Origin of the sequence: Haloarcula sp. CBA1131, assembly GCF_008728975.1 — an archaeon.
In the GTDB taxonomy this organism is placed as follows: domain Archaea; phylum Halobacteriota; class Halobacteria; order Halobacteriales; family Haloarculaceae; genus Haloarcula; species Haloarcula hispanica.
In genome coordinates, this window is record NZ_RPCY01000004.1 from 84,128 (window position 1) to 101,142 (window position 17,015).

The window sequence follows — 17,015 nt, forward strand, 5'->3', positions numbered from 1 at the left end:
AACTAAACGCCGCCAATTTAGCCCGGAAAACATATATCTCCCTGTTAGAATGACAACAGTATGAAACGTCGAAGCGTCCTGACTGGCACTGCCGCTATTTTGCCCTTCATTTCTGGTTGCACGGAAGGAGGTTTGGGAAGTAGTACCCAATCTGAACCATCAGAAGAAACAACAGTGAATGGTGGGCAATCTACTATCTCTGCAGAACCTGCAGAACCGAGACGGGAGGTATTGGATTCGAAGGGTCCTACTCGTGGTAAGAATCAGATTGATCTAAAGGTTGAAAAACAAGAGACAGACGACCAAATCCAATATTTTGAACAAAATAATACTGTAAGGTACGTAGCCGGATGGCGACGCACAGGTGATGAAGCAGTAGAAGATGGTGGCGCACCCACTCGAGAACCAGTGTACGAGACGGTTCCATTCAAACAATGGGCAAAAACACAGTCTGTCTCAGCTGGCGCAAAGGCAGCTGCTGAACACATCAAAAATGAACTTGATATAGACGGAATCGGCAGTGGTCTTACGAACGCTGTTGAAGGCGTGGATATTGCTGCCACCGTTTCCGTACAAACTGTCGTTGACCAAAATGGCGATCCAGAGGGTCAAGCATCCATATCGTTCGAATCACTCATCAAAACAACACCGTCTGCTGTTAATGTGACATATCTAATTGAGGATCAGGAATGTGAGATGGATGTACCGGTATATGCTAACTATAGCGTGATACAACTGAATAGCGAGTAGACAGAATCCTTTCCCGTACTTGAGAAGGAGTCTTAGAATGACTCTATAAAAGTACCTTCACTGTACAGTGGCAAGTCCTCCGAACAGTACTAGGTATTGATTATTCTCTGTATTGTGTTCCTTTTTTAGTGCACTGTATGCTGCACCGATTCCGCTGGGTATTATCCCAGTCAGGAGGCCCAATCCCCCAGCCATCTGTTGTTTCAGTCGGTGACGGTTTGGTGGTCGTGACCGGAGTCCTATCGTCATTTTGAGGGGCAGTGGCTGACTCAGTTTGTATTGTCTGCTCTTAGATACGCTGAAACCCTTGAACAGACTCGGTTACACAACCGACTTCTGAATGAGAGAGCACCTGATCGAATCGAAATTAGCTGTACTAGCCGTTCTGTAGCCGACTCATTGAGTAACCAGATGCCTTCGTTCGGTGTAGCTTTACGACATACGATGACAGTTCGGTTTCCGCTCTGTGGTAAACAACGGGCCGTCCCACTTCCGCTCCATTAACAGTTACTTCGATTTTCCTAATATATGTACTGTTGTTATGTGTGGTGTTGGTAAACCCTTCCAATGGCTAAATTAGTTATTAGGAGGGCGAGGCCGGGATAGCCGTTATACTGGATTCCAGCGGTAGCCGTCCCAGTCCTGGCTCTCGGGTTCTTTGATTCCTGCCTCAGGGTCGCGAAGTTCCTCCGTGTAGACGGGTTCGACCGTATCGCCGGTTTCGATCTCGTCCGTTGGCACCTGGCCGAGTGCCCGGACGAACCCGTCGCTCGCGCCCGAGATGTCCGTGATATCAAATTCCACGATAGCGAGAGTGTTGGGCTCGCGGACACCCGGCGGCGTCGCCGTCGAGTGCGTCCAGGTGACGACCTCGCCGGTTCGGTCCGAGAGGTCGAACGTCTCTTCCTGTGGTTCGCCACACTCCGGACAGCGGGGGTGCGTGGGGTACGAGACGTGACCGTTCGTGCACATACCTGCGTCGAGTGTCATTCTGCAGCCTCCATGATGGTCGTAATAATACAGTTGCCAAAGCCGCCGACGTTACACGCCAGTGCCGTATCGGCCTCGACTTGGCGCGGGCCGGCCTCGCCGACGAGTTGTTCGTAGATTTCCACGCCCTGGGCGACACCGCTTGCCCCGAGCGGGTGGCCCTTGGACTTGAGCCCACCTGAAGTGCTGATCGGCAGGTCGCCGTCCTTGGCAGTGGTACCGTCCATCGCTAGCTCCCAGGCCGTACCCTGGTCGGCGACGCCGATGCCCTCCAGTTGGAGGAACTCCAGAATCGTGAACATGTCGTGTAGTTCCGCTACGTCGAGATCGTCCGGTCCGAGGCACGCCATCTCGTAGGCCTGCTTGCTCGACTCGACGACTCCACCCATGATTGTCGGGTCGTCGCGTTCGTGGACGACGTGGGTGTCCGTCGCCCCGCCGACGCCGGAGACAAGGGCATACTCGTCGGTGATCTCTTTGGCCCGCTCTTCTGTCGTGAACATGAGAGCGGCGCTGCCGTCCGTGATCGGACAAAAATCGTACAGCCGCAGTGGGTCCGCGATGATAGGGGACTCCAGTGCCTTCTCCATCGTAATCTCCTTTTGAAACTGGGCCTTCGGATTGTCTACACCCTTCTTGTGGTTCTTGACCGCTACGCGGGCCAGTGATTCTCGCGGGGCATCGAACCGTTCTAGATAGTGCCGGGCAGTCAGCCCAGCGAAGGACGGAAGCGTCACGCCGTGTTTGTATTCGTCGGGGTGCGTACAGGACGCAATGATATCGGTCGATTCTCCGGTTGTTTTGTGAGTCATCTTCTCCCCGCCGACCAGTAGCGTCATTTCGCTGGCCCCGCTGGCGATGGACTGCCAGGACTCGTAGATGCCGGCCCCGCCCGAAGATGAGGTCTGGTCGATCCGCTCTGTGTACGCCGGTAGTACGCCCAAATCGTGCGCCAGCGCGTTCATTACTCCTGTCTGCCCTTCGAACTCACCGCTTGTCATGTTCGATACGTACAGGTGCTCTACGTCCGTGGGCGCGACACCGGCGTCCATGAGGCACTCGTCGCCGGCCTGTGAGAGTAACTCACATATCCAGGCATCGCGTTGTCCGAATTGCGTCATTGACGCGCCAATTATTGCGACTCCCATACGTGTATTCTCACAGAGGTGTTGTGTATTTGTTACGGTTCCAACACTTTCGCACGGATAATAATTATACAACTGCGTAGGAAACAACGGGCGATGCTGCTCGTGACATCCTCTGCGTCGTGAACAGAGATGGAGATTCGCTCCCTCAAGCAGTCGGGCGTAGCCCGACGACGGCGCGGTTTCACACGCAGGGGAATACCAGCTACGTGCCGCTGTTGCCGGCAGAGGATTCTGACCCGTGGACCGCCAAGAGAGTTATTGCCTGCCGGTTTCAGCGGCACGCTCTTTCCCCACGGGTCAGCCCGTTGTGGTCAGTGGCCTCATCCCTGTTTACTCGTCAGAACGACGGGACAGGACGCATTCAGTAGCACGTTCTGTGCTGTGCTCCCGAAGATAGCTTTCCCCACAGGAGACCGTCCCTTTCCACCGATGACGAGGTATCGTGGGTCGGTGTGTTCGACTTCAGCCAGTATCTTGTCGGTTGGGTCGCCGACACGCCCCCGGGTATCGATTCGGTCAGACTCGTACTCGTCAAGCGACTCGTAAACGGCTTGACGGGCGATCTCGGCAGCGCTTTGCTCCTCTCGGCTGATGGTGAAGCTGTCGGACGCTGGTGTGCCCTTGAGCGCTGCCTTGTGGTCGTTGAAGTCCTCTTTCGGGATGACGTGGAGGACGAGCAGTTGCTCGTCGTACGCCGTCGCGAGATCGTACCCGATCTCGAGTATCTTGTTCGAATGCAGTTCCTCTCCAATCGCTGTGAGTATCGTCATGTGTTTGCTCCGTTAGTTGGTCGCTGCGGGGCGAATGGTGGCATCAACTCCGCGACTCCACCGATTGACCCGTAGATGATCGATCGTACTGTTCAGTGATTCGAGCACGCTTGATACGATTGTCATCGACCCGCTCGACGCTGAGTTCGACATCGCCGTAGCTGAGCGACTCTCCCTCTTCGACCAGCCGTCCAGCCCGATTGAAAATGAACCCGGCAATCGTCTCGAACTCCTCTCCCTCGGGGAGATCGACGTCAAGTGCGTCGTTGACCGCTTCGACGTTTACGTCTCCCCGGACGCTGACGCTCGTCTCGTCGATGACCGTAATCGGCTCCTCTTCGTCTGCAGTGAGGATCTCGCCGACGATTTCCTCGGTGAGGTCTTCGGTTGTAATGATCCCTTCCGTCGTTCCGAACTCGTCGATGACGATGGCCATCTCGACTGGTTCCTGGCGCATCTCCTCGAACAGATCGTCCACGCTCTTGCTCTCCGGCACGTGGAGTGCTTCCGTGACGCTGTGGTCGAGGCTGTCGAAATCACCCTCACCGTAGCGACACTCCCGGATGAGGTCGGACAACGTCACGACGCCGACAACGTTGTCAAGACTGCCCTCGTACACGGGGAGACGCTGGTGGCCGCTCCGGATGCACGTCGCAATCGCCTCGTCGATATCATCGACTCGGTCGACGGCGGTGACATCCAGCCGGGGGGTCATCACCTCCTTGGCGATTGTGTCGTCGAACCGGAAGATGCGCTGGAACATCTCGCGTTCTCCCTGGTCAAGGACTCCCTCCCGTTCTCCGGTTTCGATCATCTCCCGGATCTCGTCGCGGGTGACGTAGGATGTCTCGATAGCTGACCGTCCCCCGGTGACTCTGTTTATCGCACGCGTCAGGTAGTCGAACAGGACGACCAGCGGGAGGAGAACGTATTCGGCGAGCTTGAGGGGTCTGGAGATGCGCAGCGCCCATGATTCCGTGTTCTCGACCGCATAGGATTTGGGTGCGCTCTCGCCGAACAGCAAGACCAAGGCGGTGATACCGAAGGTCGCGAATGCAACCGACTGCCCTTGACCGAATCCGAGCACTACCAGCAGCCCGGTCGCAATGGACGACATCGCGATATTGACGAGATTGTTACCGACCAGGATCGTCACGAGCAGACGGTGCGGGTCAGCCTTCAGCGCCTGTAGGGTCTGGGACCCGGGAACCCCGTCATTAGCGAGAACCTCGACCCGATGGTCCGCCAGCGAGAACATAGCTATCTCCGACGAGGAAAAGAAGGCAGAGAGTGCGATGAGAGCGCCGATAAGGGCGACCCCACCGATTGCGATGGCGCTATCGGGGACGGAGACGCCGCCAACCTGGACGGTCAGCGTCGCCGTTTCGAATACCGCCTCTCGCAACGGGGGGGCTCGCATCGATTACTCCCCCTCGACCGACTCCTCGATCGACCCTTCCTCGACTGTCTGTGCCTTCGCCCGTCCGCTATTGCGAGCGTACTGCGCCAGCAGTTCGCTCTCAACGTCCTCGACCGGGAAGTAACAGGCCGCCTCGTGGCCCCCGTCTTTGAAGGCCGACCGTTCGGGTTCGGCCTTGCGGCATTCCTCGCTGGCCTTCGGGCACCGCGGCGCGAAGTTACAGCCCTCGGGGAGGTTGACGGGGTTTGGTGGTTCGCCGGGCAACAACACCCGCTGGCGATTGACACTGGGGTCTGTTTGTGGCGAGGCAGCAAGTAACGACGCCGCATAGGGATGTCTCGGGTTCTGGACGACTTCGCGGGTCTTGCCGATCTCGATGACCCGACCGAGGTACATCACTGCCAGCCGGTTAGCGATCTGCGTGAGGCTGGCAAGGTCGTGGGAGATGTAGATGATACCGATGTCACGTTTGTCGGCCATCTCCCGCAGGATGTTGAGGATATTAGCCTTCAGCGATACGTCTAGCATCGACGCTGGCTCGTCACAGATGAGGAGCTTCGGTTGCAACACAAGCGCCTGCGCGATAGCGACACGCTGGCGCTCCCCACCCGACAGCTGGGCCGGAAGTTGGTCGAGGTATTTTTCGGGCGGGTTGAGGCCGACATCGGAGACGGTTTCGCGGACCCGCCGGTCGATCGTCTCCTGATCGTACCCCTGGATCTTGAGGGGTTCGGCGACGGCAGCTTTGACCCGCTGGCGCGGGTTCAGCGAGTCGAACGGATCCTGAAAGATGAACTGTACCTGCGAGCGGAACTTCTTGGTACTCTCCGCGAGCAGGTCATCGACCGACCTGCCGTCGACGTAAATATCGCCACCAGTCCGCGGCTGGAGCGCGGCGATCACTTCGCCCAGCGTCGACTTGCCACAGCCGGACTCGCCGGCCACGCCCAGGATCTCGCCCTGGCGGACCGTCAGATCGACGCCGTTGACAGCCTTGACGTAGTCGGGTTCGGCGCCATGCATGTCATCAATGAACGACTGCGTCTGCTTGAACCACTTCTCAAGGCCGTCCGTCTCTAGGATCACGTCGCCCGTCTTCTGGGCCGTCTCGCGGTCATCCTCGCCTTCGATACCCCACGTCTCGGGGTCAGCGGCCGCTTCGCGCATCTCCTCGGCCTTGTCGGTGTAGTAGCAGGCCGACAGCTGGCCGTCGTTCGCGGTCAGTGGCGGATGGCCGTCCTCGCACTCCTCCGTCGCAAACGGACACCGGTTGCGGAAGACACATCCCGTCGGCTCTTCGGTCAACTCAGGCAGTGATCCCGGGATGGAGATGGCCTGCTCATCGAACTCGTCGACCACTGGGAAGGCGTTCTGTAGCCCCATTGTGTAGGGGTTGGTGGGGTGCATGAACACGTCGTACGTCGCGCCCTGCTCCATCACTTTCCCACCGTAGAGGACCGATACCTCGTCACAGGTCTCGGCGACGACTCCAACGTCGTGGGTGATGAGCATCATCGAGCTGTCAACTTCGTCCTGGATCTCCAGCAGTTTGTCGATGATCTTGTCCTGGACGATAACGTCGAGTCCAGTCGTCGGTTCGTCGGCGATGATGAGGTCTGGATCGAGCACCAACGCCATCGCGATGGTAACGCGCTGGCGCATCCCGCCGGAGAACTCGTGGGGGTAGTCGCTCGTCCGAGCAGGGTCGAGACCGACGATCTCGAACACCTCGGCGACGCGCTCCTTAGCTTCTGCTTTGGTGACGTCCCGGTGTTTGTGGATTGCCTGTCGGATCTGGGCACCGACGGTCATCACAGGATCCAGCGAGTCCATTGCGCTCTGTGGGATATAGGAAATCTCCTCCCAGCGGATTTCTTGCCACTCCTTCTCGGAGAGATCGGCCAACTCCCGGTCCTTGAACTGGACGCTGCCGGCCGCGATCTCGCCGTTGTCGTCCAGCATGCCGAGTATCGTCTTCGCAATGGTTGACTTCCCGCAGCCGGACTCGCCGACGAGGCCGTAGTTGTCCTGTTCGCCGATGGAGAAGGAAACGTCGTTTACAGCGTGGACATCCTCCTCCGACGTTCTATACTTGATCTTGAGATCGTTCACTTCGAGTAGACTCATTCTTGCTCCGTTTGTAAGTCGGGGTTCACTAGCTCCTCGAACGCTCGGCCGACCAGGAAGACGGCGGTCGTGACGGCCGCAATACCGACCGCGGGCGGGAAGACCCACCACCATGCGACCCGCATTGCGCCCGACCGGTAGACCTGCTGAAGCATCCGGCCCCAGGAGGTCATCGTCGGATCGCCAAAGCCGAGGAAGGCCAGCGACGCGCCGGCGACGATTGACCAGCCGAACGCGTAGGCGGTGTAGAGGAAGCCGATACCGAGCACGTTCGGCGCCACGTGCAGGAACATCGTCCGCAGGTGGCCAGCGCCGCGAGCGCGAGCTGATTTGACGAACGTCCGCTCCTTGACAGTCATCACCTCCGAGCGGATGACCCGGGCGGGCATTTTCCAGAGGAAAATGACCAGCACACCGGTTATCAGCCAGATATTCGGCGTCACGAACGACAGAATCAGCAGCGCCATCGGAAGGAACGGCAGCGCGAACGTCAGGTCGGTCAGCCGCATCAAGGCCTCGTCGACGCGGCCACCGAAGTACCCGCTCGTGAGTCCGACGAGGAAGCCCAGCACGCCAGTGCCGATGCCGCCGAATACTCCGACGATGAGCGTCGGCCGTGCACCCGCAAGGAATTGGCTGAGTACGTCCTTGCCGAAGGAGGTCGTCCCCATCGGGGCCGCCGAAGAGGGACTTTCGAGACGCATCATCGACCCGTCGGCGCGCATGGTGTGCTCGATGGGATGGTGGGGCGCCAGATACGGGCCGAACAGGCCCATGAAGACGAACGCCATGATGATCGCGAACCCGATCTTCGCTGCGTTGTCCTCGAGGACTTTCCCCAGCGTGTAGCGTGCTCGTGACAGTTCTGACAACAGGCGGTCTTTCGCCGTTTCAGCGTCGAGCGCGTATCCCGACATTAGACATCACCTGCCTCGACGGTCGGGTCCAGTCTCGCATAGGCGATGTCCGCCGTCAGGTTCATGATAATGACCGCCAGCGCCATGATGAAGACAGCGGCCTGTACCGTCGGGTAGTCTTGGTTGAGGATTGCTTGGACGAGTGCACGACCGATCCCCGGCCACGCGAACACTACCTCCAGGGTGATGACGCCCTGGAAGAGCATCCCGGTCCGGAGTGCGAAGTACGTCACCAACGGAAGCATCGAGTTACGCCCGGCGCGACCAAGCTGTTCCATCTCCGAAAGGCCCTTCGCACGGTGGAGCTTGAGGAACTCCGAGCCTTTGCGCTCGACGACGGAGTTGCGCGCGAGCATCAGGAAGTCCCCGCTGTAGAACAGCACTGTCGCGGTGAACGGGAGAATGTAGTGTTTCAAGAAGTCCACCGAGAGGTACGTGGCTACCAACCCCTCCGGATTGGCCATCGGGCTGCGCATCCCGAAGGCAGGGAACCAGCCCAACCCGTACGAAAAGATGATGAGCAGGAAGATGCCGGTAACGAAGATCGGGGTCGCGCGGAAGAACGTCGTGGTGATAATACTGAACTGCTCGAACCACGAGCCGCGGTTCCAGCCAGCGTACATGCCGGCCAGAGAACTGACGATTGCGGTCGTAATCAACGCGGGAAGGAGCAACACCATCGTGTTCAGCAGCGCCGGGCCAATGATTGAACTGACCGGTCGCTGCTGGGTGAGCGAGAGCCCGAACTGGAAGGTGAACAGATTCTGGATGTATTTCAGATACTGAACCCAGATCGGCTCGTCGAGTCCGTACAACGCGCGTAACTCCTCGACCTGTGACGGTGTGAGCGCGCCAGAGGCTACGAGTCCGCTGAACGGGTCGCTGGGCAACATCCGTAGCGTCGCAAAGATGACGCTAACGGCTACAAGGGTCAGTATCGCGGCTATCGCCGTCCGCTTTATCAGGAATCGTCGAAAAGTCATGTGTTAGGTGGTACTTACGAGAAGTCCTGTTGGTCGAGTTCGGAGCGCGTCGAATGCCCGTCCTCGACGCGCTCAGCGAAGGCGTCCCAGGCATCACCCTGCGGCCAGACGAGCATGTCGTCGCTGTCGAACGTGTACCCGGCCTGCCGGAGCATCGTCCGGCCCATCTCGGGATTGTATTCATAGGGCTCGGTCTCGCCGTAATAGGGTTCCAGCAGCGGCGTGATGAGATTCTGCCCCTCGATGGCCTGACCGCGTCCGCCGAGGGTATTATCGACGAAGCCCTGTTTGTCGACGGCGTGGCTCAGTGCAACACGGAACGTTTTGTCGCGGAACAGCGGGACGAGGTGACTGAGGTGGACATCCGTCGGGACGTAGTTGCGCGAGATCTGTTTCTCGATGCCTTCGGCCTGAGATGCACGGTTCGCCTGTTGGTTTGAGACTGTCGTCCCGATGGCGTCAATGTCCCCCGACTGCATCGCACCGATGAGGGTCGAGACGTTGCCGACGTTGGCATGGACCATCGCGTCGATGCCGTCGCCGGAAACGAAGTGTTCCTCGCCGATGAGTTCCCGCCGGGTATCGTCGTCCCACATCCAGTTGTCCTCGTGTTTCGAGAGTCGCAGCTCCTGGCCCTGCTCCCAGCTTTCGAACTGGAACGGCCCGGTGCCGACCGGATTATCAGGGTTGTGCTGGCCGGGGCTATCGATGTCGTCCCACCGGTGTTTGGGGATAATGACACTGCGGACGGCCCGCTGGGTAAGGAAGGACGCGTCCGGTTCAGTGAGATTGAACCGGACCCGGCCGCCGCCGCTGGTCGAGACCACTTCGGCGCTCTCGATGGTCCGATAAAACGGCCCCTGCTGCGGTGCCGTGTGCTGCTTGTACTTCTGGACGCTGAACGTGACATCCTCCGGCCCGAACGACTCGCCGTCGTGCCAGGTGACTCCCTCTCGAAGGTCCATCTCGACGGTGGTGTCGTCGATGACCTCGTGGCCAGTCGCGAGAGCGGGAACGATCTCCAAATCCGGAGAGGCGTCATATAGCCCGTCGTAGACGTTCAGGAGGCGTTTCTCTTCCTGGCCGCCAGTCGACCAGGGGAGGTTCGTTCCCTGCATCCCGGAGGTAACGCCTTTGACCCATGTCGTTGAATCGCCTCTCGGTTGGAGGTTGACTTGCGACCAAATGAACGAGTCACGCGTCGTCCCGTTACCCGGCGTCGGCACGTACCCCTCCCAGTTGGCCGTGTTCGCGACGTTAATAACGTCCGGGAAGTTCGAAGCGATGAGGTAAGCGTCCTCGCTGAGCTTCTGCTGGATCTCTTGGCAGATCTCGGCACGCCCTTGTGGGTCCCCAATCGTCTGGGCCTGCTCGTTGAGCAGCTCCGTTATTTCGTCGTTCTGGTAGTTGAAGTAGTTGCCACCTGTCTCAGGGTGGGCCCGCATCAGGAACGGGTTGGGATCGAGCCCGCGCTGTGGGTCGGGGCCGTGGAGATTCATCACAACCGGGACTGGGTGTCCGATATCAGCTCGCCAGAATTCACCGTATCGCGTACTGGGCTGGACGTTGACCAGTTCGACCGGCACCCCGATTGAGTTGAATGACTCCTGGATCATCAGGGCGTGCTCTCGCATCCATGGTGTCTCCGACTGTGCGAACTGGGTCGTTACCGATGACACCGGCTGGCCTTCGACTGCCGTGTACTCGAACTCGGGATCGACCGACGGTCCCTTCGTCTCGACTGGCCACTCCTCCCAGAATTTCGTTTCGAGGGAGCGACCGTCGCCAGACGAGGTTCCGTCACCGCCGTCACCGCCGTCGCCACCTTGGTTGCAGCCGGCCAGCCCAGTAATCCCTGCTGCGCTCGCGAGGCTAATGAATCGTCGACGCGATATCGTTCCTGTCTCGATCTCGAACGGGTTGTTGCGCGACATTACACCACATCTGTTCCCCCCATATCCGCCTGAACCTACCCCCGAACCCCGTCAATCATAATCATTCTTTATATACTATTCCGATCTCACCCCGGATTACCCACTAAATAATCAATGAATTGACAAGCAATTATTTGTTATATTACTACTGTATATATTCTGATCGGGCACCGATTGACCGAGTCGGGAGACACGCAGCTGTCGTCGTTGTCAGTCAGTAGTGACCGAGTCCTCATCGCCGGAAAAAACGAGGTCGAACAACTGGCTCTCGGCGAGTCGCAGGCGTTCACTGAACGTCGACTGGGCGATGTCAAGTTCGGTCGCGATGTCGTCCGCTGAGGCCTTCCGCGGTGTTTCGAAGTATCCCATCTGGTAGGCTGTTTGGAGAACAGTCAATTGCTCGCGAGAGAGTTCATTTCGGACGGCACGGCCGAACTGACCGCCGCCCAACGGCACACCTGCTGTTTCGGTTTGGTTTACGCTCACGAGTTCGAAACGTCCAAACTGCTCTTGTATCTCATCGGCGAGTCTCCGGAAGTCTTCCCACTCCGCGAGGGTGGCGACGCCCTCAAAGTGGTCGGAAGTTAGCATCAACCGGTTCGGAATCCCCCTTTCTCGAAGAATTAAGCCCAGAAGGAACGGATACGGTTCGTGGGCTATCACCGTCAGCCGATAAATCTGCTTGTCACTCCGGTCATCAGAAACACGTTCGGAGTGGAATAGGTCAGCCCGTGAGAGTGATGCTAGCTCAGCTTCCGGGTCGAACTCCGTCTCTGAAATGACCAGGAGCGATTCGATCCAGTCTCCGTCGGCCGCATAGAACGCGTTCTCGAATTCAATACGCTGGATCTCCGGAAGATGCGATACAAGCAGGTCAGTGACACCGGACGGCGCAGTCTTAAATTCGATACGTAGAATACCAAATCACCCTTATTAATCGTGCGTAGGCCCTTATCCTAACTCGCAAATAAACCTATGCAGTTCGAATAGCGGACCAGTGAGACCTACAGATGAATCCGGTTGTTCCCCTTGCCGTTCGAAGGAGTAGGAATTGATTACCAAGGAGTCACGCTTGTGCAATCGGATCCAGTGGCGTTGCAGCGTCTCGAAGCGAACGTCCTGTCACAATCGGGACTGGAGGTCGTCAACGACAGCCTCGGTGGTTGCGTCGCCGCCAAGGTCAGGCGTCCGTGGAGCAGCCCCATCGGCGAGCTGGTTGGTGACGGCGTCCCAGAGAGCGTTAGCAGCCGTTTTTTCCCCTACATCCTCTAGCAGCATCGACCACGAGAGGACAGTAGCTAACGGGTTGGCGAGCCCGTCACCAACGATGTCCGGCGCACTCCCATGGACGGGTTCGAACATGGAGGGGTTTTCGTCACCTGGATGGATGTTCCCCGACGGCGCTAATCCCATGCTCCCGGTGATCTGTGCGCCGATATCCGTCAAGATATCCCCGAAGAGATTCGAGGCAACGACGACATCGAACTCGTGTGGGCGGCGGATCAAGTCCATCGACGCGGCGTCGACCAGCAGGCGCTCGACGGTAACGGTGGGGTATTCCTCACTCACTTCCTCGACGATGTCATCCCAGAACACCATGCTATGGGCCTGGGCGTTGGATTTGGTAACGCTGGTGAGGTGCCCGTCTCGTTCGGTCGCGGCCTCGAATGCCGCCCGGACGATGCGCTCGGTGCCTTCTCGAGTGAATAACGCCGACTGGACGGCTGTCTCGTGGTCTAAACCACGGTGCTCGCGGCCACCAATGTCGGCGTATTCGCCTTCAGTGTTCTCGCGGTAGACGACGAAATCGATGTCGCCGGCGTCATACCCCTGGAGTGGGGTTTCAATACCCTCGAAGAGGACGTTAGGCCGCTTGCAGACGTACTGGTCTAACCCTTTCCGGATAGGCAACAAGAGGCCGTGGAGCGTCACATGATCGGGCACTGTGGGATGACCGACGGCCCCTAAGAAGATAGCGTCCGCAGCAGCGAGCTGGGAGACCCCGTCTTCGGGCATCATCTCTCCCTGTTCGAGGTAATACTCGGTCCCCCAGTCGCGTCGGGTAATATCGAACGCGAGTCCGTGGTCGTCGGCTACCGCTCGGATAAGCGGGAGAGCGGCGTCAACCACCTCTGGGCCGATGCCGTCGCCGGGGATCAGTTCTATGTCGTACGTCGTCGTAGTCTGGTCGTCTGTATTCATAGTTGTGTCGTGTTTATCGATTGGTTGTACGGCACGATGCTCCCCCTGACGTACTGGGTAGTTTGTCATCCGGTGCCGACAGAGTCGTCTGCCGGGCATCACCGAAGTTGTCGATACAGTGGCACCTACTTCGGCCGGAAACCTTCGTATGTGGGGTCGGACGCGATGGTGTGTCGGTTGTGGAAGCCGCGACCGCTCTCATCGTTCAATCACCCACAGGAGCACCGTCAGTGCGGCCGCGGCACCGAGCACGGCTGTCAGGACGCCAAAGGCAACTCTGAACCCGCTCACCTCGGAGAGGTACCCCACAGCTGCGGGGCCAATGGCGCCTGCAGCGACTAACAATGTCCGGACGACCCCGAGGGACCCCTTCGCGACGCTTTCGGGAAGTACGGCAACCAAGTAAGCACCGCGTACCGGCCGATACCCATGGGCGCCGATACCGAGCACGACCACGGACGCTCCGAGTGCAATTGCTCCCGCGGTTCCCGACAGCACGACAAGACCGACGAGGCCGGCCGTCGCCGCGACGAGCGTCCCCGCGAGGAGTGGGAGGACACCCACACGGTCGCTCGCTTCGCCGGTTACCAGTTGGACCAGACTGACCGCGAAAAGACTACTGAACAGCAGATTCGCGGTCACCGAGGGGAGGCCACCTGCACTGGTGAGATACAGCGGCAGGAAGGCCACGAGCCCGTTGTAGACGAACGAGAACAGGATCGTTACGGTAACGAATGCCGAGAACTTCGGTCGACGGAACAGGGTGATGTACTCCCGGAGCTGTGGCGCACCGTCGCTCCCGCTAGCAGTGGTCTGTTGTCCTTCCAGATGGCGCGGGACACGAACGAGGAACGCGAGGGCAATCCCCAACGCTGCGAGACCGCCAGCAAGAAACAGCGTCCGCCACGGCGCTCCGAACACGCCGGGGAGGGCGGCCGCAGCCACGACCGCTGCGGGCGCTGCGACACCCGCCAGGCTCCCGACCGTATCGAACACACCCAGCGCCCGGCCGGTCTCCGAGGGGTAAATCCGCGCCAGTAACTCGATAGCGACAGTCTTGTACGTGCCCGTGCCGGCACCGATCAGCAACATCGCGCCCGCTAACACCGCAAACGGCGCATCCACCACCAGCGCGAGTGCACCGAGGCCGGTTACGACGCCGCCGACAGTGATGACGCCCACCGATCCGACCCGGTCGGCAACGAGCCCCGAAGGGAACTGCATCGCGGCGTACACGAGCATGAGACTGGTGAACGCCGCCCCGAGTGCAGTCCGAGAGACACCGTATATCGTCTGGAACTGCCCGAACAAGGGCGGGAACGCGTAGCGAAGGAACTTGCCCAGAAACCACACGAGTGCGGTCAGTGCCAGCGCGTCGTAGCGACGGAGGTGTGACAGGGCGGCAAAGCGCCCGGTCGTGATATCGTCGGCTGTCATAGTGCGAGTGGCTGGATTTGGTCGACGGTGGTAGTGGCGGCGAGCGGTCGCTGTCCGTGGCTCGCGATCACCGCACCTCGACAGGTATCTGTGACCGGCATCGATACGCTACTCACGGGTCCGCACGAGGGCGTCCACCGCGATGGGACCGTCCTCGGTGACGACGACAGGGTTGAGGTCCAGTTCTGCAACGGCGTCAACGCCCGCCGCCAGGTCACCGACGCGAGTGAGTACGTCGACGAAGGCGTCGACAGACAGCGCAGTCCCGTCACGCCGGTCCCTGAGTAGCGACGCGAGGGCCGTTTTTTCAACGGCCGCTCGCGCGTCGGCTCGCGAGAAGGGTGGGACAAGCGTGGCGCTCTCGTTGAGCGCCTCCACGAGGACACCGCCCGGACCGACGGAGACGAGTGAGCCGAACACCTCGTCAGGGGCAATGCCGGTGATAGCCTCGACACCGTCATCGAGCATCGGCTGGACTAGCACGCCTTCGATATCGTCGTCATCGACAGCTGTCCGTGCGGCGGTCATCACTTCTTCGTAGGCGTCACGAGCAGCCTCGACCGAGTCGACGCCCAGCCGCACTGCGCCGACATCAGTGCGGTGAGGGAGTGCCGGCGAGTCGATCTTGAGTACGACCGGGAACCCAAGATCGTCGGCCGCCGCGGCCGCCTCGTCGACATCGGTCGCCAGCCGAGACTCGACCACGGGGATGTCGTACGCGTCTAGCAAATCTTCAGACTCGTTCCACGTGAGGACACGTCCGCGCGGCAGGTCGATGTTGGTGGCGGCCCGACGCGCGTCAGCAGCGAGATCACCTCGGGACGGCTGGTCGGTCAGGTGGTCGCGAGCGGTGACGGAGTCTATCGTCGACGCGAGTGCGTCCAGACACCGGCTGGGATCCTCGTAGACTGGGACTGACTCCCGTAAGCGAACGTACGGTGGTGTCTCTGTCGGATCATCGGGCTCCTTGCGTCCAGTCCAGAGGACGTAGACCGGGTCGTCAGCTTCGGCGGCGATGGTCTCTAGGTCCTCGGCGATAGTCTCTGCACGCTCGTCTACTCCGGGCAGGCCAATGGCGAAGACGTACGCGTCGAACGCGTCGTCATCGGTCACCGCGTCGGCGATTTCGGGGAGAACGTAGGCGCCGTAGCCGCGGATATCAGCTGGGTTGTTGAACCCGCCGTAGGTCAGCAGCTCGTCGATATCCAGCAGTTCCCGTTCGGTCTCACCGTCAATGTCCGGGAGCGCGAATTCCCGTTCGGCGGCCATGTCGGTGAGCAGGCTTGCGAGCCCGCCACTGGTTGAGGCGATACAGACGCTGTTCCCGTCGGGATCGTCGTAAGCAGTGTGAGCGCTCGCGCGAGCGAGCAGGTCGGGGATGTCCGGCACTCGCTCGACGCCGGTCTGGTCGAACGCCGCTTCCCAAGCGTCGTCGTCGCCGGTGAGTGACCCGGTGTGACTCAGCGTCGCTGCCTCCGCGAGCTCGGAGGATCCGATTTTCACCGTCAAGACGGGCGTTCCGTTGCGGACGGCGTCCTCAGCGACTCGCAAGAACCGCTCGGGGTCATCAACCCCCTCGATGTAGGTGCAGACGACATCGACATCGTCCTGCGCAGCGAGGTACGCCACGTAGTCGGCGGCCGCAAGATCAACTTCGTTGCCGGTCGAGACGATGTGGCTGAAGTGAACGTCGCTGTCGGCGGCCCGCTCGAAGAACGTCGTAAACGCCAGCGCTCCTGACTGACTGACGAGACCGATACCGCCAGGTTGCGGTTCGCGAGAACACGTCGAGGTTAGCGTCGCCCCCTTACTGGCCATCACACCGATACAGTTCGGGCCAACGACACGAATCCCGGCTTCGGTAGCTACCTCGCCGAGGTCCGCCTCCAGGGTGGTTCCCTTCTCGTCGGCCTCGGCAAACCCAGCAGTCAGTACCAGTGCGACCGGGACGCCGCGCTTGCCTGCCGATTCGACGACCCCGACGACATGCTCCCGCGGAACGCTGACGACTACCAGGTCGACCGTTTCGGGAATGTCATCGATGTCGTCGTAACACTGCCGGTCCCAGACCTCGTCGCGACCGGGGTTGACGGGATAGAGCGTCCCGTCGAACCCGTAGCCGAGCAGGTTCTCCACGAGATTACCCGAGTAGAAGGAGTCGGGACTCGCGCCGACGACCGCGACCGACTTCGGGTCGAACAGCGGATCCAGGTCGGGGACCGGTTGGGAGCTGTCAGGTGGGCCGTTTCCATCATGTACATCATCGACCGGCATAGTCATCGAGACACTGCGGAAGGGCAATACCATACTCCCGAATAGTGGCAATGACAATCGCTA

13 protein-coding genes are annotated in these 17,015 nt (G+C 59.8%); 1 reads left to right on the forward strand and 12 read right to left on the reverse strand.

Annotated elements, in window-relative coordinates:
* The first annotated feature begins 60 nt into the window (after window positions 1-60).
* A complete protein-coding gene (locus Har1131_RS18195; protein WP_151147969.1) occupies window positions 61-750 on the forward strand; it encodes a hypothetical protein in 690 nt (229 codons plus the stop codon).
* 609 nt (window positions 751-1,359) lie between these two features.
* Here Har1131_RS18195 and Har1131_RS18200 read toward each other — a convergent pair.
* From Har1131_RS18200 to Har1131_RS18255, 12 genes are all read right to left on the reverse strand, one after another.
* Window positions 1,360-1,740: a Zn-ribbon domain-containing OB-fold protein gene (locus tag Har1131_RS18200; protein ID WP_151147971.1), complete on the reverse strand. Its 381-nt coding sequence runs from the start codon at window positions 1,738-1,740 to the stop codon at window positions 1,360-1,362.
* Window positions 1,737-2,888, reverse strand: coding sequence for a thiolase family protein (locus tag Har1131_RS18205; RefSeq protein WP_151147973.1), 1,152 nt, complete (start codon window positions 2,886-2,888; stop codon window positions 1,737-1,739). The genes Har1131_RS18200 and Har1131_RS18205 overlap by 4 nt, the downstream gene beginning before the upstream one ends.
* A 320-nt stretch (window positions 2,889-3,208) precedes the next feature.
* On the reverse strand, window positions 3,209-3,658 hold the full coding sequence (locus tag Har1131_RS18210; RefSeq protein ID WP_151147975.1) for a universal stress protein: 450 nt from the start codon (window positions 3,656-3,658) through the stop codon (window positions 3,209-3,211).
* A 43-nt stretch (window positions 3,659-3,701) separates the two neighbouring features.
* Window positions 3,702-5,078 carry a hemolysin family protein gene (locus tag Har1131_RS18215; protein ID WP_151147977.1) on the reverse strand — a complete coding sequence of 459 codons (1,377 nt, stop codon included), beginning with the start codon at window positions 5,076-5,078 and terminating at the stop codon, window positions 3,702-3,704.
* A 3-nt stretch (window positions 5,079-5,081) separates the two neighbouring features.
* Complete coding sequence (locus Har1131_RS18220; RefSeq protein ID WP_151147979.1) at window positions 5,082-7,205, reverse strand: ABC transporter ATP-binding protein; 2,124 nt, start codon at window positions 7,203-7,205, stop codon at window positions 5,082-5,084.
* Window positions 7,202-8,122 (reverse strand): ABC transporter permease, encoded by a 921-nt coding sequence (locus tag Har1131_RS18225; RefSeq protein ID WP_151147981.1) that lies wholly within the window; start codon window positions 8,120-8,122, stop codon window positions 7,202-7,204. The genes Har1131_RS18220 and Har1131_RS18225 overlap by 4 nt, the downstream gene beginning before the upstream one ends.
* Window positions 8,122-9,105, reverse strand: a complete 984-nt coding sequence (locus Har1131_RS18230) for an ABC transporter permease (RefSeq protein WP_151147983.1) — start codon at window positions 9,103-9,105, stop codon at window positions 8,122-8,124. The genes Har1131_RS18225 and Har1131_RS18230 overlap by 1 nt, the downstream gene beginning before the upstream one ends.
* A 14-nt stretch (window positions 9,106-9,119) precedes the next feature.
* Window positions 9,120-11,039, reverse strand: a complete 1,920-nt coding sequence (locus Har1131_RS18235; RefSeq protein ID WP_191907511.1) for an ABC transporter substrate-binding protein — start codon at window positions 11,037-11,039, stop codon at window positions 9,120-9,122.
* Between the two features lie 210 nt (window positions 11,040-11,249).
* A complete protein-coding gene (locus tag Har1131_RS22260) occupies window positions 11,250-11,630 on the reverse strand; it encodes a helix-turn-helix domain-containing protein (protein ID WP_225308175.1) in 381 nt (126 codons plus the stop codon).
* Window positions 11,631-12,161: 531 nt separating this feature from the next.
* The gene (locus tag Har1131_RS18245; protein WP_151147987.1) at window positions 12,162-13,241 is read right to left on the reverse strand and encodes an isocitrate/isopropylmalate dehydrogenase family protein; all 1,080 of its coding nucleotides are present in this window, start codon (window positions 13,239-13,241) and stop codon (window positions 12,162-12,164) included.
* A 198-nt stretch (window positions 13,242-13,439) separates the two neighbouring features.
* Window positions 13,440-14,678: an MFS transporter gene (locus tag Har1131_RS18250; RefSeq protein WP_151147989.1), complete on the reverse strand. Its 1,239-nt coding sequence runs from the start codon at window positions 14,676-14,678 to the stop codon at window positions 13,440-13,442.
* Window positions 14,679-14,786: 108 nt separating this feature from the next.
* Window positions 14,787-16,952: an acetate--CoA ligase family protein gene (locus Har1131_RS18255; protein ID WP_151147992.1), complete on the reverse strand. Its 2,166-nt coding sequence runs from the start codon at window positions 16,950-16,952 to the stop codon at window positions 14,787-14,789.
* Window positions 16,953-17,015: the final 63 nt, after the last annotated feature.